At 64.8% G+C, this 25,635-nt stretch carries 13 protein-coding genes and 3 pseudogenes; 6 read left to right on the plus strand and 10 right to left on the minus strand.

Features of this window, described 5'->3' with window-relative positions; all coding sequences use genetic code 11:
* Positions 1–15: 15 nt before the first annotated feature.
* From WS66_RS30075 to WS66_RS34930, 4 genes and pseudogenes are all read right to left on the minus strand, one after another.
* A pseudogene (locus tag WS66_RS30075) lies at positions 16–225 on the minus strand (ShlB/FhaC/HecB family hemolysin secretion/activation protein); the annotation flags it as partial.
* On the minus strand, positions 222–494 hold the full coding sequence (locus tag WS66_RS30080) for a hypothetical protein (protein WP_059602545.1): 273 nt from the start codon (positions 492–494) through the stop codon (positions 222–224). The pseudogene WS66_RS30075 and the gene WS66_RS30080, both read right to left, overlap by 4 nt.
* Positions 491–9,493 (minus strand): hemagglutinin repeat-containing protein, encoded by a 9,003-nt coding sequence (locus WS66_RS30085; RefSeq protein ID WP_442859310.1) that lies wholly within the window; start codon positions 9,491–9,493, stop codon positions 491–493. The genes WS66_RS30080 and WS66_RS30085 overlap by 4 nt, the downstream gene beginning before the upstream one ends.
* A 39-nt stretch (positions 9,494–9,532) precedes the next feature.
* Positions 9,533–9,619, minus strand: a pseudogene (locus tag WS66_RS34930) (ESPR-type extended signal peptide-containing protein); the annotation flags it as partial.
* A gap of 330 nt (positions 9,620–9,949) precedes the next feature.
* Here WS66_RS34930 and WS66_RS30090 point away from each other — a divergent pair.
* A pseudogene (locus WS66_RS30090) lies at positions 9,950–10,558 on the plus strand (Tn3 family transposase); the annotation flags it as partial.
* A gap of 159 nt (positions 10,559–10,717) precedes the next feature.
* Here the strand turns inward: WS66_RS30090 and WS66_RS30095 are convergent.
* Together WS66_RS30095 and WS66_RS30100 are read right to left on the minus strand one after the other, a co-directional pair.
* Complete coding sequence (locus tag WS66_RS30095; RefSeq protein WP_059602551.1) at positions 10,718–12,022, minus strand: HipA domain-containing protein; 1,305 nt, start codon at positions 12,020–12,022, stop codon at positions 10,718–10,720.
* On the minus strand, positions 12,012–12,296 hold the full coding sequence (locus WS66_RS30100) for a helix-turn-helix domain-containing protein (RefSeq protein ID WP_059602554.1): 285 nt from the start codon (positions 12,294–12,296) through the stop codon (positions 12,012–12,014). Before WS66_RS30100 ends, WS66_RS30095 begins: the two co-directional genes overlap by 11 nt.
* A 404-nt stretch (positions 12,297–12,700) precedes the next feature.
* On the opposite strand from WS66_RS30100, the gene WS66_RS30105 reads away from it, so the two are divergent.
* The gene (locus WS66_RS30105; protein WP_059602557.1) at positions 12,701–13,411 is read left to right on the plus strand and encodes an MgtC/SapB family protein; all 711 of its coding nucleotides are present in this window, start codon (positions 12,701–12,703) and stop codon (positions 13,409–13,411) included.
* A 57-nt stretch (positions 13,412–13,468) separates the two neighbouring features.
* Here WS66_RS30105 and WS66_RS30110 read toward each other — a convergent pair whose 3' ends face one another.
* Positions 13,469–15,658 (minus strand): hybrid sensor histidine kinase/response regulator, encoded by a 2,190-nt coding sequence (locus WS66_RS30110; protein ID WP_059602560.1) that lies wholly within the window; start codon positions 15,656–15,658, stop codon positions 13,469–13,471.
* Between the two features lie 530 nt (positions 15,659–16,188).
* On the minus strand, positions 16,189–16,509 hold the full coding sequence (locus WS66_RS30115) for a hypothetical protein (RefSeq protein ID WP_059602563.1): 321 nt from the start codon (positions 16,507–16,509) through the stop codon (positions 16,189–16,191).
* 579 nt (positions 16,510–17,088) lie between these two features.
* On the opposite strand from WS66_RS30115, the gene WS66_RS30125 reads away from it, so the two are divergent.
* The 3 genes from WS66_RS30125 to WS66_RS33895 all read left to right on the plus strand — a co-directional run bounded on the left by WS66_RS30125 (position 17,089) and on the right by WS66_RS33895 (position 21,056).
* Positions 17,089–17,862, plus strand: a complete 774-nt coding sequence (locus WS66_RS30125) for a class I SAM-dependent methyltransferase (protein WP_059602566.1) — start codon at positions 17,089–17,091, stop codon at positions 17,860–17,862.
* A gap of 342 nt (positions 17,863–18,204) precedes the next feature.
* Positions 18,205–20,616 (plus strand): phosphoenolpyruvate synthase, encoded by a 2,412-nt coding sequence (gene ppsA, locus WS66_RS30130; protein WP_059602569.1) that lies wholly within the window; start codon positions 18,205–18,207, stop codon positions 20,614–20,616.
* A 272-nt stretch (positions 20,617–20,888) separates the two neighbouring features.
* Complete coding sequence (locus WS66_RS33895) at positions 20,889–21,056, plus strand: hypothetical protein (RefSeq protein WP_159086603.1); 168 nt, start codon at positions 20,889–20,891, stop codon at positions 21,054–21,056.
* A 63-nt stretch (positions 21,057–21,119) separates the two neighbouring features.
* Here the strand turns inward: WS66_RS33895 and phaZ are convergent, their stop codons facing one another.
* A complete protein-coding gene (gene phaZ, locus WS66_RS30140; protein ID WP_059602573.1) occupies positions 21,120–22,334 on the minus strand; it encodes a polyhydroxyalkanoate depolymerase in 1,215 nt (404 codons plus the stop codon).
* Positions 22,335–23,009: 675 nt separating this feature from the next.
* Between phaZ and WS66_RS30150 the strand changes: the two genes are divergently transcribed.
* On the plus strand, positions 23,010–25,343 hold the full coding sequence (locus tag WS66_RS30150; protein WP_059602580.1) for an FAD-dependent oxidoreductase: 2,334 nt from the start codon (positions 23,010–23,012) through the stop codon (positions 25,341–25,343).
* Here WS66_RS30150 and WS66_RS30155 read toward each other — a convergent pair.
* Positions 25,315–25,614 (minus strand): GYD domain-containing protein, encoded by a 300-nt coding sequence (locus WS66_RS30155; RefSeq protein ID WP_059602899.1) that lies wholly within the window; start codon positions 25,612–25,614, stop codon positions 25,315–25,317. The two genes, WS66_RS30150 and WS66_RS30155, sit on opposite strands and share 29 nt — an antisense overlap.
* Positions 25,615–25,635: the final 21 nt, after the last annotated feature.

Genomic DNA, 25,635 nt, shown 5'->3' on the forward strand with positions numbered 1-25,635 from the left:
CACCAACCGACAGGTCGACGGCAGCGTCGGATACCCGGCACTCGCCGTCACGCCCGAACGCACCCCGGGCGAGGAGACGGCGCGCTCGCGCTCGCGCGCCTCCTCCTGCTGTCGCGTTTGCTGGTCGTTGCCCGGAATTACCAGGCGCGAAGCTTCCTGTGCAAACACACCGGTCGCAACGAAGGTGGCGGCCGGTAGGAGCGACAGTCGCAGAGCAATTTTCATTTTGACTTGTCAGCGTCTTCGTTGTCGTTCGTTTTGTAGCTATCTCGCGCCTTCTTGTAGCTGCGGTCGAAGGGCTTAATCTTCAGCATATGTGCTCGACTGGAAATCCCTCCAAGCGCCATTGTCGCAAAACCAAGGAGAAATGCCCCTGCCCTGATCCAGCGGGGTATTTGGTCGAGCCCAAGTCCTGCCAACGCCAAGGCTAAGCCCGTCAGAAAAAGCACAACTCTTAGCCATCCTGCTAAATTACCGTCCTCGATCAATCTCATTTCTTTTCCTTGTTGGCACTCGGACCAAAAATCGAATTCAATTGCTGGCCGATCCAGTTTCCGACCGTTGTTGAGACCGGTTGCTTCTTGATAGCTTCGGACGCTCCATTGATGACCAACGATGCGATCGGCACCTTGTCTCCGATCACCTGACCGCCCAGTGCCAAAGCGCTTTCATAAGTGTATTGGCCAGCATTCGGATTTACCAATTGCGATGTGGCATCCGCAGCAATACCTACTACCGTCGCTCCGTAAGCAATCGTTCCAAATGCCGGCGCTAAGGGTGATGGTACGGCAGCCCCGGTCGCAGCGCTGGATGAGATCCATCCTGCGGTGTTCGACACCATCGAGGCTGTGTCCGCGGTTGTGCTCTTCACATAATTCGCATCCGACTGGTCGAATTTCGTAAACGGTCCAGTCAGATGGAACCCCCATCCACTGCTTGCGGTACGATCGTAGTTGAACTGGCTTGGCACCTGACTGTTCGTCGCCGAGTCAGCATTTGCCACGATATACGATTGCAATTCGGGATTTGCAGGCGCCGTCTTCTGCGTCAGAACCATCTTGCCATCAGCCGTAGCCGGTGCTCCGACCCATTGTGCACCCATGTCAGTCGGCGATGTCCCTACGAGGGTTGTAGGCGCTCCCGACTCGTGGATTCCGTTCACGGACACGCCCATAATGCGCATCTGATCTTCGATCTGCGCTTGGGTATATTTGCCCTTGCTTTTCTCTGCCAGTTGTTTCGCGAGCGTTTTTTCTTCTGGATGCAACTGTCGGTTGAACCGGTCAACGTTGTATCCCGAGAACGCTCCCGCTTCACCGCCCACAGCGGCGCCCGCGCCCGTCGCAAGCGCGTTCGCCACGATGTTGCCCAGCGCCTGATTCATGTTGGCGTTGCCGGTCGGATCGCTGCCTGCGATCGCGCTGCTCAGCCCGTTCAGCTTGCCGGACGCGATCGACGCAATCGCCGCGCCGGCTGCGCCGCCAACCGCATTGCCGCCAGCCAGTCCCGTCACCAGCGCCGCGCCAGCACCTTGCATCAGCGCGCGGTTCGTTCCGCCTTCTTTCCACGCATCGACGCCTGCCTGGTCACCGTTGGCCGCCGCGTCCTTCATCATCTTGTCCGCGTAGTCCCCGATCCGGCGAGACACCGCCTCACCGGCCGCGCTCGCCGCTGCCATCATGTCCGCCTGTTTGGCCAGCAGATTCTGCATGTCGGGCAGTTTGGCAACCGTACCATTCGTGTTCGTCGTATCGCGGTTCAAGCTCGCCACATCCTGCTTCTGGTTCGCCGAATCCGTAATCGTGACCGTTCCGGCGCTGACGCCGCTCTTCGTCGTCGCACTGTCGCTGCCGCTGTCGTTCTGGCCGAGCATGGGCGCGGCACCACCGGCATTCTTGCCCGACGCGCTGCCGTGCGTGCTGTAGTTCATCCCGCCGTCGCCGGTCGTCGCGCCCGCGCTGAAGCCGCTCGAGCTCGCGTCGTAGTGCGACTGGTTCTGGATGTCGGAGTAGGAGAGGGAACCCGTCGTCAGCGAATTCTTCGACGCATCGGCGGCGCTCGCAATCAGCCCGCCTTTCAGGTCGGTATTGCCGGTGACGTTGATATTGAAGCCGCCGTCACCCGCCTGAATCCCGGCTTGTTCATTAACGCCCGCATAACTGCCCGACGCATTGCCCTTGCTCTGGCTGAAGCTCGCACTGGCGCCGCCCTGACTGATGCTGAAGCCGCCGCCAGAACTCGACTGATGCGCCGCGCTCGACATCGTATCCTGCACACTCGCGATGTTCAGATTCCCGCCCACATCGGCGTTCACCTGATTGCCCTTCACATTCGAGCCGATGATATTCGTATCGCCGCCCGAGATGATCGTCACGCCGTTTGCCGCGTTCACGTGACTGTTGTTCTGCGTGGCCAGATCGCTGTTGCCGTCGCCGTTGGCCTTCGACATCGCAGCGGAAACACCGAACCCACCCGTGCCAACCGACACGCCCACGCTCGCGCTCTTCGATTCATTCGTGCTGCGCGTCGAATCGGTATCCGTCGTATTGACGATATTGACCTGATTTTTTGCCGCCAGAATCACGTCGTTTGCGTTCACATTCGAGCCGGCGATCGTCACATTGCCGCTACCCGGCTGCCCGTTCCCCGTTGCCGCAAATGCCACCGTTCCGCCCGCATTCACGTTCGAGCCGCGATTCGTCACGCTGTTCTCGGTAAATGCACTCTTGCTATGGCTGCTGCCGACGCTGACCTCGACCTTGAACTGCGGCGTCTCGCCAGCCCCCAGCGATCTAACCAGATCGCCTGCGGCTACGTTTGCATCCCACGCCGCGCTGGCCGCGGCCATCCCGTGCAGCGCCGCTGCACGGCCATCCTGGCTATTACTGGACGCACGCGATTGACCCACCGCATTCGACACCGCGTCGATTACCGGCGCCTTCAGCGCCAGCGTCAGGCCGCTCTTCGACACTTCCTGCGTCTCGCCGCGGTGGTTCGTGTCCTGCGCGGCGTCGATCGTCACGTTTGCGCCAGTGCCGCTGAGATTCTTCGCTGCGATCAGGTCGCTTCCCGTCACGTGCAGGTCGTTTCCAGCGGTGATGCTGATGTTGCCCTTCAGCGAACCGATCGAACTGGCGTTGTTCGACACCTCGGTCGTCTGACTGGTCGTCTTCAGCGAACTGCTGCCGATCGACACAGACAGGCCACCGCCCGACATCAGCCCGGACTCCTTCTTGTCGTAGTAGCTCGACGACTGCAAGGTATCCTGCGACGTCGTAACCGTCACGTTACGCGCGGCCGTGAGTGCAACGTCGTTCGTTCCGACGATGGTACTGCCCTGAACATTGACGTCCTTCCCACTGACGATGTTCACACCGTCCGCTGATACGAGACTACCCTGATTCAGCGTCATCGTCTGGTCGATCCCGCTCGCGACCTTCACGCCGCTCACGACGTTGCTGTGGCTATGCGTCTCGTGTGAGTTCAGCTCATGCGTTTCGGTCGCCGCGCCGATATTCACGTTGCCGGCCGCCAGCAGGTTCGCGTTGCCCTTGTCGAGGCTAATCGCACTGCCGTTTACGGTAATGTCCTTGCCCGACACGATATTCACCGTGTCGCCGCCCTTGAGCGTCGTCCCGGTCAGTGCTTGATCCAACGTATGCAGCGTCTCCGCGTAGCTGCCGTGACTGTCGCTGCCCGAACTGTTGCTGTTCACAGTCGAGGTCGCGGTTGCGGCGCCGAGCGTCACGTTGCCCTGCGCCGCGATCGTGCCACCCTGGCCGAGGTCGATCTGTGCGCCCTTGGCGGTAAGATCGCCGCCAACGCCGATCAGTGAAGCGCCGCCAACCTGCACCGAGCTGCCGGTCACTTTGTTGATGTCGGTATTCGACACGCCGTTCGCGCGCTGCACGATCTTGTGCTCGCCGGTCTGCACCGCGCCGAGATCCCAGTTGCCGCCAACATTCATGCCGAGATTGCCACCAACCGACAGGCTGCCCGCGTTCTGCTGGAAGTTGCCGCCGGTCACGATCGACGCGTCGCCTGCGACGTCGAGTTTGGCGGTCGGCCCGAGCGTGGTCACCACGCTCGTCGCGCCGTCGCGGCTCACCCGCGTGTTCGTCTTCGTCGCCGTATCGAGAATCAGGTCTTTCCCGGCATCCAGCTGCAGGCTGCCGGCCTTTACATTGGCCGACGTCAGGTCGATGTTGTTCTCGGTCTTCAGCGACATCAGCCCGCCGCTTTGCAGCGCGCCGAATGCGTTGTCGATCTGCTTGCCCTGAATTGCCAGCGTGTTGTCCGCCTTGATCGTGCCGCTGTTCGAGAATGACTGTGCGTTCTGGAAATCGATGTTCGTCGCGCTAATCAACGGTCCGTCGATGTTCTGCTGGCTGGCCTTCGCGAGATACACGACGGGCACCAGCACCGACTGGCCGTCGACCACGCGCGTCTCCATCATGATCACGTTGCTGGTCAGCTTAGACACCTGTTCCGCCGACAGGCTCGCGCCGATCGGCAGATCAAGCGACTTCGACAGATCTGCGCCGGCCGCCATTAGCAACTGATACATGGTCTGCAGGTCTGCGTACGGCCCAAGCACCGCCTTGCCGGTCAGCGCGGTCACTTCGTTGCGCACAAGCTGCTGCTCGTAGAAACCGTCGCCGAGGCGTTTCGGGATGTGCGTGAGGTCGACGCCGAGTTGACCGAAGAAGTAGTCGCTCGAGATGAAATTCTTCTGGTTCGTGAACGCCGGGTTCGTCTCGATCACGTAGCTCGCATTCGGCGCAGTCGTCGGCTTGAACAGGCCGCCCTGCGGAATGGTGAGGTTGTTCAGGACGTTCAGCGCCGTCGCGCTGGCGATGATCGGGTCGACCGGCGCCGACGGACCGCCATGCACTGCCGACGCCCCCGATTTCGCACCGCTCGCGCTACCGCTCAGGTTGCCAGGCGTCAGGCCGGGCACCGACTGCCCGGGCAGCAGACCGAGTGACGGAATCGATGCATTACCCGCCGTGTTGTTGACACTGATGCCCGTTCCCGAAATCGTGCCGTTCGAACTCAACGTCGAGTCGTAGCCCGGCAGCTTGTAATCCTTGATCGACGCCGGTGCCGCCTGCGTATAGCCGCCCGGGCGACTGCCGACGAACGGCGCGTTGCCGAACGGCAGTTGCCAGTCGTGCTCGGAATTGTCGTAGTTGTTGTAGTGATACTGCCCCGAGTAGGAGACTGTCACGCCCGGCAGTTTTTGCCCGGACGCCGCCCAACCGTCCGCGTCGTAGTGCGACGGAATCTTGATGTCGCCGACTGCCGCGATATTGCTCCAATAATTCTGCAGCGTGCCGACCGACGACGCGTCGATGTTCCCGCCCGACACGATCTGGCCGGCCGCACTGATGCCTGTCACGGTCGTCGCCGTCGCGCTGTCCGCGTAGTAGGTCGTGAACTGATACGTGCTGTTCCACTGACCGCCGTGGGGCGGCTCGGTGTAGACGCCGCCGATGCTGTCCGGATCCTTCACGCCGATCTGGCCCGTGCGGCCGCTGATCGGAATCCCGAACTGCCCGAGCAGCGATGGATCGATCGAACTGGTTGAGGTCGTCATCACGCGGCGCGTGTTCGTGATCTTGTCGGCGTGCAGCTCCATGTTACCGCCCGACTGGATCAGCGCCGACGCGTTGTTCACCAGCGCCGCGTTCGTGTAGTTGCCGCTCGAGTCCTTGCCGCCCGCCAGCACGACCTTGCCCATGCCGAAGATGGCGGTCGTGGCCATCGTATCGGCCGCGCTCGTGTCGTCGCGGTTCTCGATGTCGTGCGCGAGGAGCTCGAGCGTGCCGTTGCTGTCCGATGCGCCAATCAGCGCGGTCGGTCCGAGGTTCGAGATCGTACCCGTTGCGTTGAGTGACGCGCTGGCACCCACGAGTGCACCCGTATTGGTCAGGTTGGCCGATTGCGTGTGCAGCAGGCCGCCAGCCGTCAAGGCACCGACGTTCACGATATTGCCCGCATTGACACTCAGGTCGTTGACAGACTGCAGGTTCGCATTGTTCGTGAAGGTGCCGGGCAGCGTGAAGGCGAGATCGTGCCCGACGTTGAACTGCGTGTCGGCCGCCGCCGTGTAATCGCCCTGCAGGTTCACGTTCGCGTCATGCGCGGCGCTGTAGGTGCCACCGCCTTGCAGCGTCGCCGCCGTCACCGTCAGGTCGTGCGTCGAGCTGATTTGCCCGCTCGCGTTGGTGATCGCGCCGCTCGTCGTCACGTCGACATTGCCGCTCGAGTTCGCGACATTGCCAATGGTGCCGCCGCTGTTGTCGAGGGTATTGCCCTGGACATGCAGCGCAGCGCCGCTGAGCTGGCCACCCTGCGTGTTGCTGATCGACGCCGCGCTGACCGTCACGTCGCCGTTGCCGGTGATGGCGCCCATGCCCGATACGCCGCCGGCGTGGCTGTTCGTGATCTGGCTGCCGCCCTGTACGGTCATCTTGCCGGCGCCGAGGTCGACAATGGCGCCGTCCGCATTGTTGATCGAGGCCGATTTAATGTTGAGCGTACTGGCATCGCCCGCGGTCGATTGCCCGGCCTGAATGTGGCCGCTGCGGTTCGACAGAGCGCCGCCGCTCGTCAGCGAGAACGAGGTATCCGACCGCAGCAGTCCCTGCGCGTTGTTCACGTCGCCCGAAATCGTGGCGTTGATGCCGCGTTGCGCCGCCAGGATGCCGCTCGCATTGTTCCAGCTGCTGGCGTTGACGACGGCTTGCCCCTTCGTCACGATGGTGCCCGACGCGTTGTTCAGCGCGCTGGCTCCGTTGCCCGGTGCGATTGTCAGCGTGCCCGCGCCGGCATGCGTAATGGTGCCGCCCGCGTTGTTCAGCTCGGCCGGCGTGAGCGTCAGGTCCTTACTGTTGGTCTGGATTACGCCGGCGGCCGAGTTGTCGAGCGTGCCGATGACGTTCATGCCCATCGCCGACGAACCGTACTGCGTGATGGTGCCGCCGCGGTTCGCGAGGGTCGCGGCTGTCAGCGTGAGCTGGTTCGCTTCGAGTTTGCCGCTGCTGTTGTCGAGCGTCGAATCGGCCGTGACCGACAGGTTCGGCGCGACGATCGAGCCACTCTGGTTCGTCATCGAACCCGTGTGGATCGTCGCGTTCGTGCTGGCGCCGATCTGACCGCTGTCATTCGCCAGCGTACCGCTGGTGACGCTCACGTCCGTGTTCGACAACAGCTTGCCGCCTGCATTGTTCAGCGTGCCGGCGACGGTTGCCGCCAATCCGTTCTGCGCGCTGATCGAGCCCGACGCGTTGTTCAGCGTGCCGGTTTGCGCGACGACTCGGCCGTTACTCGCGATCGAGCCGCCGACGTTTGATAGCGAGCCGGATTGGCTGCCGAGCGTCAGCGCGCCGGTGCCGGCATGGGTGATGGTGCCGCCGTCGTTTTTCAGCGTAGCCGGCGCGAGCGTCAGGTCGGTGCTGTTGGTCTGCAGCGTGCCGCTGCTGGAATTATCGAGCGTGCCCGATACGTTGACGCTCATCGCGCCGGCGCCGGTCTGCGTGATGGTGCCGCCGTGATTCACCAGGTCGGTTGCGTTCAACGAGACCTGAGCAGCCTGCACGGTGCCGGCGCTGTTGTCGAGCGTCGTGCCGCTGAGCGTCGCCGTCTGGCCGACAATCGAACCACCGCTGTTCGCCAGGTGCGCGTCGGCATCGACCACGACGTTCTGGGCGGCCTGCAGGGTGCCGCTACCGTTGTCGACCGACTGGCCCGCAACACGCAGATTCGTATTGGACGTGATCGCGCCGCGGTTGACAACGTTTGCGCCCTGGACCGACACGTCACCGTTGCCGCCGATGACGCCGCCTTGCGCACCGTTTGCCGTCGTACCCGCCGCGTTCGTCAGTTGACCGGTTGCGCTCAGCGTCAGCCCGTCACCGTTCAGCGAAGTGATTCGGCCCGCCGTGTTGTCGATCGTGATCCCGTCGACCGACGCGTGCCCGGCGCTCTGGATGGTGCCAAGGTTGTTCGCGATGGCGCCGCCGTGCACGTTCGTCGTGCTCTGGGACACCAATTCGCCGGACTGGTTCGCGATCTGGCCGGCCACCTGTACCGACAGCGAGCCTTGCGACGAGACCTTGCCGCCCTGGTTCGAGAGGCTGCCGCCGGAAAGCGTGGTGCTGCCGCCGCTCGACAGGCTGCCGTGATCGTTGATCACCGTGTCCGACGCGTTCGCCGAGACAGCCCCCTGGGCGCTCGTCGTCGCGTTTGCGAGATTCACATCGCCGGCTGTCGCGCTCAGCGACAGATTGCCGTTCGCCGCGGTCTGGCTACCGGAGAGATTCACGTTGCCGCCGGTCAGCGACGCATTGCCGCCCGCGACGTTCTGGCCGGTCGCGCTCAGCTGGCCCGACGCCGTCACGTTCAGATCGCCGCCACGTCCGACGGAGCCGTCGTTGTTCACGCCCGCGCCGAGCGTGCCCGTCGAGTTGACGCTGCCCGCGTTCACGGTCGTATTCTGTTGCGCGGCGAGTGTCCCGGTGTTCGTCAGATCGGCGGCGGTATTCACCGACGCCGACTGTTGCGCGTATGTCGTGCCGCTGTTCTGGATGCCACCGGCAGCCGACAGTGCGAGGTTGCCGCTCGCCGTGGTCTTGCCCGTCAGCACGAGCCGGCCGTTCGACTGCAGCGTCAGGTCACCGGCCTGTGCGGCGATCGTGCCGGCGTTGGCCACCCCCACACCGAACTCGTTCGACGCGAGGAAGATCCGATCACTATACATACCGCCCAACTGGCTCACGTCGATCGCGACCGACGGGGCGGGGCCGTCGCCGGCGATCGGTGTCGCGGCAAGCGTGTCGCGATTGACCTGGGCCGCGCCTGCGATCACGTTCAGGTTCTTCGCATAGATGGCGGAATTGACCTGTACAGCGCGGGCGATAAGGTCCACCTGATCGGTACCGGTTGCGTTCAAGCCGGCGCCCGAGACGGTCACGAGCCCGCGGTTGACGTTGTATCCGGCGAGCGAACCATCGGCGCCGTAGTACGGCACGCCGGTCGTCAAGGTCGCGCGGCTGGTATTCAGGAAGGTTCCGCCGTCCACGAAGATCCCGGACGGATTCGCCAGGATGAGCTCCGCGCGAGCGCCTGCGATCTCCAAAGCGCCGCGAACTTGAGAGGGGTTCGGACTGTTGACCTGGTTGACGATGATCCGTGCGGCCTGCCCGGCGCCGTAATTCGGATTGCCGTTGATCCAGCCCGCCTGCTGGGTCTGGACCATCGTGGCCGAGTTGTTCAGGATTGCGCCAGCGCGCTGTACGTCGAACTGGTTGTAGGTGTTGACCGATACGCCTGCACTCGAGGGACGCGCCACGTTGACCTGAGGCAAGCCGTTCGGCGTCTGGATCACATGCGTGCTGGTGCCCGGCGTCGGAACGATCTGCGCATCGGACAGGGCAGGCAGCATGCCGAACGCGGCAACGCCCGCGACTACGGCGCGTATGCCCGACATCGATGAGCGCCGCCGTGCGCGCGCCTCGCCGGTTGCCGATTTGCCCTCAGCCGTCGCCGTCTCCGCGACGGCCACCACCATACCCCGAAGCCTGGAATACACCAGGCGATGCGTATTTTTGTTCATTCTTGCCGACGCGGCCCGCGCCTATTCGTTGGATTATTGTGCGCGAGCTTACTAAATCCCCGAAAGACGACTGTCAACAATTGCCAAGCCGTTGACGGAAAAAGACAAATTCCGGTTTTCAGACGCGTCCGATTGACGAGGCACGTTGCTGGCGTGCAGCTGAAAGCCGAACGAAAAAAAGCCGACGCAAACGCGTCGGCTTGAAAATGTTCCAGCAGGTCGGGGAACCCGGCCAGAACCTGAGAGGCCGGCATCATCCCATACGCGGCAACCCGATGTCTCCGGCGTCGCCTTCGGCGTCATTCAGCAGCAACGCCGCCGCGCTACTAGCCCGATCGCCGCCGACGCTACAAACACATCGAGTCACTGTTTCGCGCAAGCATCGATTGGTCCTTGATCGAGCGGCATTTCCCGGACATGCTCCGCGTCGCGATCTCGATCAAGGCCGGCCGAATGACGCCCTCGACGATCCTGCAACGGCTCGGCTCTGGGAGTGTGAAGAACAAGCTGTACTTCGCGTTTCGCGAGCTCGGTCGCGTGATCCGGACGATGTTCCTGCTGCGCTACATCAACGACCCGGAGATGCGCCAAACGATTCACGCGGCGACCAACAAGAGCGAGCAGTTCAACGACTTCTCGAAATGGCTGATGTTCGGCGGCGAAGTCATTGCGGAAAATCTCCGGCACGAGCAGCGCAAGGTCATCAAATACAACCAGCTTGTCGCGAACATGGTGATCCTCTACAACGTGCAATGGATGTCGAGGACGCTGAAAGCGCTGCAGGAGAAGGGGCATCCCGTCGACGCCGACGTACTGCAGGCGCTGTCGCCGTATCGCCGCGACCACATCAATCGGCTCGGGTTATATCTGCTGGACCTTCATCGCAAAGCTCCGCCGCTCGACCCGTCAATATATTTTTCGTTTAAATCAGCCGCTTAAGTACTTTTTGGCGAAAATTTCGCGAATCCCGGCCGACCCTCTGGCATGTTCGGTCGGAAGGAGCGGCGCTGCGGTAGCGAGGTGCGTGACGCGCGCGCGTCGAAGTCCCGGACGAGATAGGAGCATGATGCAGGGCGGACGCCGCCTGCGCCTCCCTGCTCAATCGCGCGTCCGCCGAAGCGCGCGCCCCATCTCGGCGATCGGCATCGCCGCGATCGAATTCAGCAACCGCGTCTCGCCGGCGTCCGGGCGCGCGATTGCCCGCACGTCATCGAGCGTCTGCGCGACGTGGCGATCGAGCGGTTCGAGAAAGCGCCGCAGCTCGCTCTCCGCCGCCTTGTCCCTGAGCCCGATTGCCTGTCCGAACGCGATCAGCGCATCCACATCGATATCGACAAATCGCGTCGCGGTGCCGAGCGGCATCGTCAGTTCGCAGTGCGGCCAATGATCGCCGCGATGGTCGGGCCGGTGCGTCGGCGTGTGATACACGACCGTGCTGACGATGTCATAGAACGGCGCAAGCCGGTAACCGCGCGCGTCGACGAAGAACGACAGGTTCTTCAGGTGCGCGTCGGCATTGCCGACCACCACGTTGAACACGGTCCAGCGGAATACCGACAGGCGTGCCAGCGCGCGCGTGCTGGTGCGGTCGATCGCGCGGGCAAGCTCCTGCGCATTCGCGCGCTGGTACTTGAAGCCGCGGTCGTAGTTGAGCAGCTGCATCGCGTCGATCGTATGCACGCGCCCGGCCGGCGCCGACGCGACGTCGCGGTCGAACCGGTCGATCACGTAGCACGCGGATGGCGCGCGCAGGAAGTGCACGTCGGGCACGTCGAGCCCCATCCGCTTCGCGAGCTTCATGCAGAAGAATTCGTTGATCGCCGAGTGCGGGTAGCCGGCCGCGCGCATGTCCGGCTTGAGCAGGTGCATCGACGGCTCGCTGCCGACCGGCTCGTACAGCATGTAGTCGGATGCGTTGCCGCGCAGCACCACCAGCAGCTTCTGCTGCGCGCCGGCCGCCGACATGCGCTTGGGTGCGGTGGCCGTCAGCGCGCGCTCGGGCATTGCCTGGATCCGGCGTTCGAGCTCGTCGAGCGGCAGTGGCTGCAGGCTGCCGGGCGCTTCCTGTTCGCCGTCGGCCAGCAGCGTCAGCGCGCCGGCCGATTCGCGCCCGAAGTACGCGAGCAGGCCCCACGCGTCGGCGGCATCGACCTTCGCCTCGCGCGCGAGCGACGTGCGCATGCCTTCCTCCGGCAGCAGGTTGTCGAAGAACCACTGGACCGGGCGATCGGTAGACGTATCGGTGAAGGTGCCGGCGCGCAGCGCGAACGCCGGCGACAGCGGATAGGCGGTCGGGGACGCGAGCCATTGCGCGTCGTACGTGAACGACCAGATGCCTTTGTCGTCGGTCAGCGTGCCCATGCGCTCGCCGTTGGCGGAGGCGATCAGCCTTCTAGCCGCCATGGCTGCTCCTGCGGCGTTGTGCGGCCTTCAGCGCGGTGGCTTCCGAAATCTCGACCGACGACTCGGCGTACAGACGCACGCCCAGCTCGCCGAGCAGCATCATGACCTTGCCGATTTGCGCGGTCGGCTTGCCGGCTTCCACCTGGCTGATGAATTTCGGCGACAGCCCGGTCGCGTTCGCGAGTTCGTCGCGCGTGAACCCCTGCTGGAGCCGCGCCGCGCGGATGAGGTGGGCGAGCGCGCCGATCGTGTCGACGGACTGGGACTCCGACATGACGTTCTCCGTACTTCGTATCTGATCGGGAACAGTATTGCACAACTCGACGGCCCGAGCATCATTTCGTATCCGTACAGGAACGAAAGTCCAGTAAAAGGACTCGGAACATCGTTTCGTACCCGAACGGGAACAAAAGCTCGTAGAGCTGTATGTTGAAACCGCCTTCGTATCCAATCAAATACGAAAAAGTGTCGACTCGGCCAGGCCGGCGAGGACGCATGGCGCCGACGGTTATCCGCCGGCGGCGATCACGGTCAGTGGGCCAACGTCGTCGTCGACGGCCCGCGCGGCGCGCGTCCGTCATTCCACAAACAGGTCGGGCCCGAACCTTGCGCCCCGCAAGCGCCGCCCGCGGCCGCACCGCGACGTGTCACACATGACGGATTGGGAGGGAGGCGCGCATGGAGCCGATGCCGGTCGTACTTCAGTGGGATGCGGTCCTCGTCAGGATCGCCCTCGCGCTGGTCGCGGGCGGGCTGATCGGCCTCGATCGCAGCGAATCCGGCAAGACGGCCGGGCTGCGCACGACGATCCTCGTCTGCCTTGCCGCGTGCCTGTCGATGCTTCAGGTCAATGCGTTGCTGCTGCAGGCCGGCAAGCCGCAGGGCGCGTTCTCGGTGCTCGACCTGATGCGCCTGCCGCTCGGCATCCTGACCGGGATGGGCTTTATCGGCGGCGGCGCGATCCTGCATCGCGACGGCCTCGTATCCGGCGTGACGACGGCCGCGACGCTGTGGTTCGTGACCGTGGTCGGTCTGTGCATCGGCGGCGGCCAGTTGTCGCTCGGCGCGCTCGGACTCGTGCTCGGACTCCTCGTCGTGTGGCCGCTGCGGCTGGTCGAGCAGCGCGTGCGGCGCGTCAGGACGGCACTGATCACGATCGAGTACGAATTCGGCTCGCCGGCGCGCGAGCGTCTGACGACCGGGCTGCGCGACGCTGGCTTCGCGTGCCGCACGCGCGGTTTTCGCGAAACGGCCGCGCGTGCGGCGCGCGAAGAGGAACTGTTCGTAGCGTGGCGCGAACCGGCCAACGCCGATGCGATGTTGCCTCAACTGATCCGGATCGCCGAATTGGCTGGCCTGACGTCGATCCGTTATTCCGCGGAGAACTGAGCCGCACGACGCTTTCCGAGCGTAGGTTGGCTGCGTGCCCGGTGTTCCGTGCCCCGTTCAGCGTCCGGCTTCCGCTCCGGCGCCGTCGTGCGAATCGCCGTTCGGGCTGGGCGGGCTCATCGCGAGATGAAGTGCGGCCGGGTCGACCGGTTTCACGAAATGCTCCAGAAACCCGGTCGAGAGACAGCGTTCTCGATCCGCGTTGCGGCCATAGCCGGTCAGCGCGAGAAAGATGCACGGCGTGACTTCGTTGATCGCCTTCAGCCGCCTCAGCAGTTCATAGCCGTCCATCACCGGCAGCCCGATGTCGAGGATCGCGACGTCGGGACGGTAAGCGCGGTACGCGGCCAGCGCGGTCACCGGATCGTGCACGACGGCGACTTCGTGACCGGCCTCGCGCAGCCATTGCGCGAGCGTCGACGCGGCATCCTCGTTGTCGTCGACCAGCATCACGCGCCGGCCGGTGCGGCCCGGCGCCGTGTCGCGGATGCCGTGCGGCGGCTGCGGCGCGGCCATTGCCACGGCTTTCGGCCGGTACTCGGGCAGTGAGATCGTAAACGTGCTGCCGCAGCCGGGTCCGGCGCTGTCCGCGCGCACCGTGCCGCCGTGCAGGGTGACGAGACTGCGCACGAGCGCGAGGCCGATACCGAGGCCGCCGTGCGCCTGCTTTGCGTCGCCGTCGAGCCGGTAGAACGGCTCGAAAATGCTGTCGAGGCGGTCGCGCGGAATGCCGGCGCCGTTGTCGCTTACCTCGACGAGCGTGGTGCCGTCGGCGCCGCGGGCCGCGCGCACCGTGACGTCGCCACCCGGCAGCGTGTATTTCGCCGCGTTGGTCAGCAGGTTCGCGACGACCTGCGACAGCCGCACCGAGTCGCCGTGGCAGCGCGCGTCCGGATCGGTGTCGACATGCAGGCGGTGACGGCGCTGCTCGAACAGCGGACTCGCGACCTCGACCGCGCGGTCGACGATGTCCGCGAGCTGCACGGGTTCCTTCTTCAGCGTGATCTTGCCGCGCGTGATGCGCGACACGTCGAGCAGATCGTCGATCAGCCGGACCATGTGATCGAGCTGCCGCTGGATGATCGCGATCTCGTTCGGCGTCGCCTGGCCGTCGCGATGGCGGATCAGCTCCAGCGCGAGCGAGATCGGCGTCAGCGGATTACGCAGCTCATGGCCGAGCACCGCGAGAAACTGATCCTTCGCCTGATTCGCGTCACGAAGTTCGCCGAGCAGCCGGTCGCGCTCGGCATTCGCGGCGACGAGCTTCTCGCGCGCGGCGACGTGCTCGGTCACCTCGACCGCGCTGACGATCACGCCGAGCCCGTCCGCGAGCGGCTGCGGATTGAAGTGCAGCCGGTACACGCGGGCGTCGTCCGGCTCGGGCCGGTCGCGGTGCTCGCTGATCGTCGTCGAGCGGCCCAGCGTGCGGGCGGTTTCCAGCGCGCGCACGATCGCCGGCGTATCGCCGCCGGGTAGCACCGACGTCAGCCGCTGGTCGACGATGTCGGTCCGGCCGCACAGCTCCGAGAAGCGGTGATTCGCGAGCACGATCCGGTGTGCGGCGCCCGACAGCAGTGCGATCGGCAACGGCGCGTGCATCAGGACGCCATTGCGTTGCTGCTCGGCGTCCTCGCGACGGCGGATCTCGTCGCTCAGCGCGCGCGAGCGCTGCTGCGACAGCGCCAGCGTCAGGTGCAGCTCGTTTTCGTCGGTGCGCAGCGATGCGGCGGGCAGGATGCGGCGATGCAGCGCGCATACATGGCGGAACGTCTCCGATTGCTCGGCGCTTGGAAACACGTCGCCCGGATAGCCGCAGTAAAGCGAGAAGCGATGTTGCTCGATCAGCTCGTTCCATAGCGCTTCGAGCCGCAGCGCACCGGCGTACCGCTCCTGCGCGCACAGCAGCGCGACCATTTCGCCGAACACATGCACGGGTCGGCCGGCGCGGACCGCCGCTTCGACGATCGTGCCGATCGAGCGGCGAAAGCGCGCGGGGTCAGGGAGGTCGCCGTCCATGAAGCTGTCGAGCAGCGTCTGCGCGCTCGACATGAAGATGCGCTCGCGGGCCGCATGGCCGATCGGTGCGCCGAGCGTGCGCAGGCATTCGTGCACCGCCGCGAGGCAGTCGGGTCGCGCGATCACGATCGCGCTGCCGCCCGCGCGCAGCGCATCGGCCGCGAACAGTGCGACTTCCGACACGAGCTGCGCATCGGACTCGTAGAACTGGACGAAGTGATCGGCCCGCATCGGTGCCGATTCCAGCAGGGGAGATGCAGTTTTCATCGCTCACGACCAGACAATGCCGTTGGCGGCCGGCGATTCCGTGCCGCAGCCATATCCGGGCCGACGCGAGCAAGCCGCGTGCCGCGCGCGCGCCCAGGCCCGAGGGCCGTGCGGCATGAGCCCGGCATGCGCGGGCGGTGCCGGGTGACGCTGCGTTTGTAAATTCTGCCGCGGATCGCAGGACGGATGCGCGATCAGGGTGGCGCGGTAGAGGCGGCTCGCCGGTCCGTCCCGAGCCGGAGTAGTCGCCGGTCAGTGGCAAGACCGGACGAACCTGCGGCGCGTCGGGTGGCGCGGCGCAATCCCGGCGCCCGACGGCGAGTGCTCAGAACTTTACGCACAGCCCGTGCGACGCGCGGCGACCGGTGCTCCCGGTCATATCGATCGATGGAATCGTCCGATGGACGCGAGCCGGGTCACGGGGGGAGGGATCTTCTTATGCAACGGGATGCCGTGCGGCGCGAGGCCAATGTGCTACGCGCGAACGCCGGTCATCAGGAAAACGTCGTCGCGACCATGATGCCGAACACCAGGCCGAGCGCGATGCCGGTCAGCCGGCCGTAGATGGATGCGCGCACATTGTCGTCCAGCTCGAACGGCGAGCGCTTGTGCTTCCATACCGTGCTGAATGCCACCGGACGGGGCAGCAACACGGTGCATGCGATCAACACGGGTGTCGCGACGAGCATCGCGATGCGCGGCCCGTTCCAGTCGACGCCATGCATCATCAGCGAAACGAGCACGGCGAGCGGCACCTCGACGCACAGGCCGAGCAGCGATCCGCCGACGAAGGAGTCTCCCGGTGATTGGAGCATGGTCGTCCGTCCGTTCGAATGAAAGCCGCACCCGTTTGCGAGCGGCTGAAAGGGCGACTGCGGCCCTTGTCGGAGGCCATGGTCGATCGTGTGGCCGGATGTTAAGGCAAATTGTCGACAGGTTGTCGGCTATTCAAGCTATTTAACAAATGTTCGATGGAAACCGGGTATCGTGCGCGGCACGGGACGAGCGCGCCGTGGTACAAGTCGGGCTTCGCACGCTTCGTGCGCGACGCGGCGCGGTACGCCGGCGACGCGCGTCGGGCGGCCTGAGCGGCAGCGATCAGCGAACGACAAGGACTCGACCGCACACCGCTCAGGCCCGAAAACCCGATCTGAACGCGATTCGACAGCGCGCGTGCAGTCGCAAAGCATTGCCGATCAATTTCCTGGCCGGTGCGCTGAACGAGTCGGCATGGATCCTGTCGCGATTCGACGGCTGCTGGCGCTGGTTCGCGGATCGGGACGATTCGCCGTGGTATCCGTCGGCCCGGATGTTCCGGCGCACGGAGCCTGGGCGCCGGGACGACGTGATCGAGCGGTGGCGCGTGCACTTGAAACCAACCAGGGGACTGCAACATGATCGAACATCTGACCAATCATCCGGCGACGATCGCCTGCAAGGTATGCGGTGCCGACGCGGACATCTGCGGCGTGGTCGATTTCTCGCGTTGCGGCGCGGACATGATCGCCGGGAAAAAAGTCGATCCGTTCGTCGGCGTGGCGATCTACTACTACGCGTGCAGGCAATGCGGGTTCACCTGCACGCCGGCCTTCGACCACTGGACGCACGATGATTTCGCGCGTCACGTGTACAACGACGATTACGCACGCCACGATCCGGAGTATCTCGAGCATCGTCCGCAGCAGCATGCCGACCTGATCTGCACGAGCTTTCCGTCGATGCGGGAGAACCGCATTCTCGATTTCGGCTCGGGGCTCGGGCTGCTGGAAAAGAAGTTGTCCGCGCGCGGGTTCGCGGATGTGACCTCGTACGATCCGTTCAGCCATCCCGTCGCGCCGCAGGGGCAATTCGATGCGATCCTGTCGTTCGAAGTCTTCGAGCATCATCCGGATCCCCGCAGCCTGTTCGCCGACATCATCCGGTACAGGGGGCCCGCCGGCGCACTGCTGTTTCAGACGTCCCTGATCACGCCGGAGATCCTTGCGCGGGGGATCGAGCAATGGTGGTACTGCGTGCCGCGCAACGGGCATATCTCGTTTTATACGAGCCAGGCGCTGACGCTGCTGGCGACGCAGCATGGGCTCGAATTCGGCTCGTTCAGCCCGGAATTGCACGTGGTTTTCGATCGTGCGTCGGCGCCGGGGTGGCTTTCGAAGTTCTTTCAGTGAAATGGGGGGCTCAGTCAGCCGCGACATCGGTTGCCAGGAATCCGAGACGCCATTGTTCAAGAGGCGATCCATCATCCCGAGCCGGATATCCACACCGACGCACGTCGCCCCGCAGACGTGAGATTGGCCTCATTCGCGGCTTTCACCGTCTATGCCGTCCGGCCACGGAGATGAAGCCTCGCGCGAGGCAGCGCCGTTCGCGCGTCGGCCGCTGTTCTTGATGCAGGTCACGTGAGACGCCGAAGCGTCGGATCAGGATGAACGTGTTCGGCCGACAGCGCCGGCCAATGCCGGCCCGCGCTTGTCGCTCGCGGCTCGGCCGCGGCCATCGGAGGGCTCGTCATGGATCACGGGAATGCACACGTCGTCTGGTTCGACGACCTGCGGCGCGGCGACGTAGCGCGCGTCGGCGGCAAGAATGCGTCGCTGGGCGAATTGATCGGCAACCTGTCCGCACAGGGCGTGAGCGTGCCACCCGGGTTCGCGTCGACAGCGGACGCTTACTGGCGATTCATCGATGCAAACGGATTGAGGCAAGCCATCGGCAGCACGCTCGAGGCACTCGGCGCACGCAAGATGGCGCTCGCCGAGGCTGGTGCGTCGATCCGGCAGGCGATCCTCCGCGGAGACTGGCCCGACGACATCGCCGACGCGATCCGGGACGCGTATCGGCAACTGTGCCGACAGGCCGGCGGAGACGACGTCGATGTCGCCGTGCGCTCGAGCGCGACCGCCGAGGATCTTCCCGACGCGAGCTTCGCGGGCCAGCAGGAAACCTATCTGAACGTGCGCGGTGAGCATGCGCTGCTCGCGGCGTGCCGCCGATGCTATGCGTCGCTGTTCACCGACCGCGCGATCTCCTACCGCGAAGAAAAGGGCTTCGATCACTTGCGCGTCGCGCTGTCGATCGGCGTGCAGCGGATGGTGCGTTCGGACCTCGGCGCGGCCGGCGTGATGTTTTCGCTCGACACGGAAACTGGATTCGACAAGGTGGTGCTGATCAGTGCGGCATGGGGGCTTGGCGAGAATGTCGTGCAGGGCACCGTGGACCCCGACGAATACGAGGTCTTCAAGCCCTTGCTTGGCGATCCGGCGTGCACACCGGTCATCGGCAAGACGCTCGGCGGCAAGGCATGCAAGCTGATCTATGCGCGCGACGAGAATGCACCGACCCGCAACGTGCCGACCTCGAAAGCCGAGCGTGCCACCTTCGTGCTGGCGGACAGCGACATCCTGGCGCTTGCGAAGTGGGCCTGCGCGATCGAGGCGCACTACGGCCAGCCGATGGATATCGAGTGGGCGAAGGACGGCGTAAGCGGAGAACTGTTCGTCGTGCAGGCACGTCCCGAAACGGTGCAGTCCCGGCGCGAATCCAGCGCCATAAAGACCTACCGACTTGGTCAGACCGGCCGCAAGCTGCTCACCGGCGTCAGTGTCGGCGAGGCGATCGCGACCGGCAGCGTGTGCGTGATCGAGAGTCCGCACGACATGGGGCGATTCGTCGACGGCGCGGTACTGGTGACGCACACGACCGATCCCGACTGGCTGCCGGTGATGCGTCGCGCCGCGGCGATCGTCACCGATCATGGCGGCCGCACGTCGCATGCCGCGATCGTGAGCCGCGAGCTCGGATTGCCGGCCATCGTCGGCACCGGCAACGCGACCCGCATGCTGCACGATCAGCAGGAAGTGACGGTATCGTGCGCGGAGGGCGAGGCCGGGTTCGTGTACGAGGGCATCGCGCAATACCACGTGGACGCGATCGACCTGACCGACCTGCCGGCCACCCGTACGCAGGTCATGCTGAATCTCGCGAATCCGGCCGCCGCGTTCAGGTGGTGGCGACTGCCCGCCGATGGAATCGGGCTTGCGCGCATGGAGTTCGTGATCAGCAACCATATCAAGGCCCACCCGATGGCGCTGGCCCACTACGACGCGCTGACGGACGCGCATGCGAAGCGCGAAATCGCTGCCCTGACGTCGGGGTACGACGACCCGTCGAACTATTTTGTCGACCGGCTGGCGCACGGCCTCGCGCGTATCGCGGCGGTCTGTCATCCCGCGCCGGTGATCGTCCGCATGAGCGACTTCAAGACGAATGAGTACGCGCATCTGGTCGGCGGCGCGCAGTTCGAACCGCAGGAAGAAAATCCGATGCTCGGATTTCGCGGCGCGTCACGCTACTATTCGCCGCGCTACCGTGACGGATTCGCGCTCGAATGCCGAGCCATCGCGCGGCTGCGAAACGGCATGGGATTCAGGAACGTGGTCGTGATGATCCCGTTCTGCCGGACGCTCGACGAGGCGGACCGCGTGCTCGAGGTCCTGGCCGCCAACGGACTGAAGCGCGGCGAAGACGGATTGCAGATCTATGTGATGTGCGAAATCCCGTCGAACGTCATCCTGGCGAGCCAGTTTGCGCAGCGCTTCGACGGCTTCTCGATCGGAAGCAACGATCTGACCCAACTGACGCTCGGCGTAGACCGCGACTCGGCGGAATTGGCCGGGTTGTTCGACGAACAGAACGAAGCCGTGAAGTGGATGATCGCCCGCGTGATCGAGTCCGCCCGCAACGCGGGGGCGAAGGTCGGCTTGTGCGGCCAGGCGCCGAGCGATCATCCGGCATTCGTCGATTTTCTCGTGGCGTGCGGCATCGACTCGGTTTCCGTCAGCCCTGACAGCTTCATCGCGGTCAAGCGGCGCGTGGCCGTCGCGGAAAGCGCTGCGCCCGGTGAGCGTGCGTCGCCGGAGTGAGCCACATCCAGTCGGCGTCGCCGCCAATTGTCGCGACCTGCTCGCGTATCGAAAAGAGCGCCGACGAGCGTTCGCCGCTGACGAACGCGTCGTCGATCTGACGAAGCCGCCGGATTTCAGCAAATGCACGGACATGCGCGAAACCGACACGCGCAGCCGCGCGTACTCGAGCGCTTCCCGTGCGATCCGATAAAGAACGGAGGCTGCCGCGGCGTCCACGCCGGTCCAATCTTCACGCCATATCGCGAGAACAAATCCTGCGCGAGCCCTTCGTGAAGCTCGGAAGCGAGACGGGTCCGTTCGGCCTCGCGGGTACGCTGCAATATGCGCGCCAGTTCGCGCAGCGCGTGTCGCGATTCACGCCATTCCCGCTCGGTCGCATTGCGCCGCGTGACGTCCTGGAAGGTCAGCAGAACCGACGCGCGGGAGGATTCGGCTGAACCGACCGATTCCCGAGCGTGGCGGCGCGCACACGACCGTACCGGATCGGAATGAACGCAGGGTCATGCCATGCCCGTGCGCGGTCGGCCATCTTCCGAGCGAGCGAATGCCGCCTGCAGTACAGGATGCACGTCGGTGAGCCAATGATCGCCGGTAAAGAGTCCGTAGTGGTCGCAGTCGTCGATGTCGACGCGTTGCCGCGCATTCGCTGCGAGACCGCTGCACATGGCCAGCGCGGCATGGGTCTGGCCGGCACCGGTGACGGCATCGCATTTGCCTTCAACGGTCAGCAACGCGATCGAGCGCAGCGCGGCGGGATCGACCAGTTGGCCGTGAACGTGCCAAGTCCGGTTTGCCAGGCATGCCCGCTGGAAAACGATGTCGACCGTATCGAGGAAGTACTCGGCGGGCATGTCGAGGAGCGTCAGGTATTCCCGCAGCGCGCGGCGTGCGGTTGCGAGTGCGTTGGCGTCGCCGCTCGACACCGCTTGTCGATAGCGATTGACCAGCGCCACGTAGTGTTGCGGATAGGCGAGCGCGATCTCGGCACGCTGCAGATAGGCCGGAAATACCTGTCGTCCGTATCCGGCGAAGCCCTGCGGCACCGTATCGATCAGCGTGGCGCGACACCAGTCGAGCGAATGCGAGCGGGCCGCGATCCCGAGTGCACTCGGATTGATGCGGGCATCGAGGGGGCCACCGATCAACGTCAGGCTCGCCGGCACCGCGGCACCGCGTTGTGCCCGCAGTGCGATGGCGCCGAGCGACGGAAACGTCGCCTGACAGACTGCGACGACGTGCACCGGTCGTGCGTCCGCAAGCAGGGTATCGATGAAACCGTCGAGCATCGACACGTATTCGTCGAGGCCGAATCGGCCCGCATCGCGCGGCACATCGCGCGCATTGATCCAGTCGGTGATGCAGACGTCGCCGTCGGCCAGAAGTGTCTCGACCGTCTCCCGCATCATCACGGCCACGTGGCCGGACAGCGGCACGCAGAGCAGGATCACGCGTTGCGCACCCGCGTGCGAGAAGCGGCGCAGCGTGCAAAACGGAGTGTGCGCGACGATCGTTTCGTCGAGGTCGATGCGACGGCCGTCCACGTCGATCGACTCGATGGCGAACCGTGGCGCGTCGGGCTGCAGGTCGAGCAGGGGTTCGAACAGGTCGGTGTAGTACGACGAAGCGGCATCGGGCCAAAGGCCGCATGTGAACCGCGCCGCCGTGTCCCACGTTCGCAACCATTGTCGTTGCTGTTCGATTAGGTCATACCACATGGCGCATGGGCGGGAAGTCGCGTGAAATTCGGACAAGCCTACTGTCGCCGGATCATGCGGCGACGGGTTGACTTGCATCAGCGTCGCCCCGATCGCCGGTGCATAAGCTGGTGTACGGATCCCGGACGGAAGCACGGAGTGGAACATGGACACGTCTCGACGCATGCTCGTCGTCTTCTACTCGCGCAGTGAAACGACGGCGGCGGTCGAGCGGCTGCTTGCTTCAGAACTCGGCGCGGATTGCGAACGGCTGCAGGAAGCCGACGATCGGCGGCGGGCGGGGGCCGTCGGCTTCCTGCGTTCGCTCGCGGACGTGATCCGCGATCGTGCCGAGAACCTGCGGCCGACTGCCTGTTCGCCGTCGGCATACGATGCGGTTGTAATAGGCACACCGGTCTGGGCGGGCCGCGCAACGACGCCGGTTTCGACCTGGCTCGCGCGGCACGGGAGCGAACTGCGCGCGACCGCATTCTTCTGCACGATGGGCCTGCGCGGCGACCTGACAGCATTCGGGCAGATGCAGGCGCTGGCGCGGAAAAGGCCGATCGCGACGCGCGCGATTTCCGGGTGCGATATCGGTCGCGGCCTCGCCGCTCGGAAGCTTGCCCGTTTTGCGCGGTCGATCGACCGCCGGCTTGCCGCCCGCGAACGGCACTTGAGCGCGGAGCGGGCAACGTGACGGCGCGGTCTGGGGGCAAGCGCGACTACGATCATGTGCTGGTTGGCGGCGGCATTGCCAGCGTATCCGCGGCGCATGCGTTGCGGCGCGAAGATCCGTCCGCTCGCATCGCGATCCTGTGCGGCGAACACGTGCTGCCGTATCAGAGACAGCCGCTGACAAAGGAATTTCTCACAGGAAACCTCGCCCCGGCGGCAATCGCGATACACCCGGCGGGGTTCTACGAGATGCGCAGGATAGACCTGCTTCTGGGGGCGAGGGTCGCGTCGGTCGACTGCGGCGCGCATGTCGTCAGGCTGGAGGATGGTTCCGCGATGCAGTACGGCAAACTGCTGATCGCGACCGGTGCGTCGCCACGCAGTCTGGCGGTGCCGGGGGCAACGCTGGCGGGCATCGGTCACCTTCACGACCTCGACGACGCGCTCGTGCTTCGGGCCAACGCTGCCCGCCAACGACGCCTGCTTGTCGTGGGCGGCGGCTTCACGGGAATCGAGGTGGCGGCCACGCTGCGCGAGCGCGGTCTGGAGGTCACGCTCGTCGAACGCTGCGAGCAGTTGTTACCGCAGCTGAATTCCGTTCGGCTATCCGATCACTTTGCCGGGTTGTGTGCGACGCGCGGCGTCGACGTTCGAACCGGAATGACGGTGGAGCGCTTCATCGGAAAGCAATCGGTCGAGGCGGCCGTGCTTGCCGACGGCCGCGTCATCGAATGCGACCTCGTCGTGATTGCCGTAGGCGTCGAGCCGAACTGCGGGTTTCTCGCGGGCAGTGGCATCGCGACCGTGGATGGCGTGCTTGTCGACGAATGCCTGCAATCGTCGGATCCGGACGTCCATGCGGCGGGCGACGTCGCGCGGTTTCGCGATCCGGTATTCGGCGTGCAGAGGCGTATCGAGCACTGGGACAACGCGGTGCGTCAGGGCCGCCTGGCCGCCAGGAACATGCGCGGTGCGCGCTTGCCCTATCGGGATGTATCGATTTTCTACGGAAATGTATTCGATGTACCGTACAACTTCCTCGGCAACGCTGCCGATGCGACCGAAGTCGTCGAACACGGCCGATTCCCGCATGCTCCGTACTCGTTGCTCTATCTGAGACATCGTGTCCTGCGCGCGATGTTCTCGATCGGTGTGCGCGCGGATGAAATGACCGCCGCAGAGGAGGCGATCCGCCATCGGGTCAATCTCGGCGCGCAAGTCGAGGCTGCGACGCACGACGAATTGCGGCTGTGCGAACTGCCCGCGCGAACGGTCCTGATCCTGCAGGGCGGCGGTGCGCTCGGCGCATTCGAAAGCGGCGCGATCGCCGCGCTCGAGGCGCGCGGCGTCCGTCCGGATGTGATCGCGGCCGTGTCGATCGGCGCGTTCAACGGCGCGATCGCCGCGAGCCATCCGGGGCATGCGGCCGAAGCACTCGACGCATTCTGGCGCGAACTGTCGATCAGGAGTCCGGTGGGCGTGCCATCGTCCGCCTATGCGGCACATGCGTTTCTCGCGTGGCATATCGCGCTGTTCGGCGTTCCGAATTTCCTTCGGCCGCACTGGTGGCCTGACGGGATTCCGCAGTCCGGCCTTGCTCCGTGGTGGACGAGCTGCTACGACACGCAACCAATGCTCGCGTTACTGCGCCGCCATGTCGATTTCGACGCACTGGCGGGCAGCACGACGCGCCTGCTGCTTGGCGCCGTGGACGTGGAAAGCGGGGAACGGCGCATCTTCGACAGCTATGTCGATCGCATCACACCCGAGCACCTGCTCGCCAGCGGCAGTCTGCCGCCCGCGATGCCGTGGACACGCATCGACGGCCGCGCTTACTGGGACGGCGGCATCATCAGCAACTCGCCGCTCGATCTCGTGATCGAACGGTGCGGTCGGATAGCAGGGCGCGTGTTTGTTGTCGATTTGTTTTCAGGGTCGCGCCCGTTGCCGTCGAACCTGATCGAGGTCATGCTGCGGCGCGACGAGATCGTCTACGCCGATCGGGTTCGTAACGACCTGCGGTTCGAGGAAACCGCGAACGACTTTCGCGATCTCGTCGAACGTATAACCAACCAGCTTGATCCCGAAACGGCGGCGCGCATGCGACAACTCCCCGAATACATCAGGCTGATGGGGGGGCGTGCGCCCGTACGGATCTTCAGAATCGCGCTGGATGGCCAAGCCGGAGCCAGGGACAGTTTCGCGCGCGACTTCGATTTTTCCGATACATCGATTGCAGCGCTGTTCGAACTCGGCCGCAGCGCGGCGCTCGCCGTGCTCGCGTCCAACGCGACGGAACCGCTCGGGGGCCTGGCCGGCCGGCCTAGTCGAGCGAGGCCACCAACGCCTTGAACGCTTTCCACTCCAGGGCGGGGAAGACTTCGACGCTCGCGTGGCCCAGCGTGCGCATGCCGGCGGAAATTCTGAAGGCGGTATCCAGATCGGGGGCGGTGAAAATGTCGAGATAGTCATAGCGGCCCATCAATGCGAAATTGTGCAGCCATTCGATCGGACCGCACGTCTTCTGCAATCGGTGGACGGCGTGATGCTCGAGCTCGGCCAGTTTGTCCGGCGTCTTGACTGCGTCCGGCGACAGGCGTGTAAGCATGACAAAGGTAGGCATGACGAATCCCCAGGGTGTCGC

The sequence above is a fragment of the Burkholderia sp. LA-2-3-30-S1-D2 genome (genome assembly GCF_001523915.2).
In the GTDB taxonomy this organism is placed as follows: Bacteria; Pseudomonadota; Gammaproteobacteria; order Burkholderiales; family Burkholderiaceae; genus Burkholderia; species Burkholderia diffusa.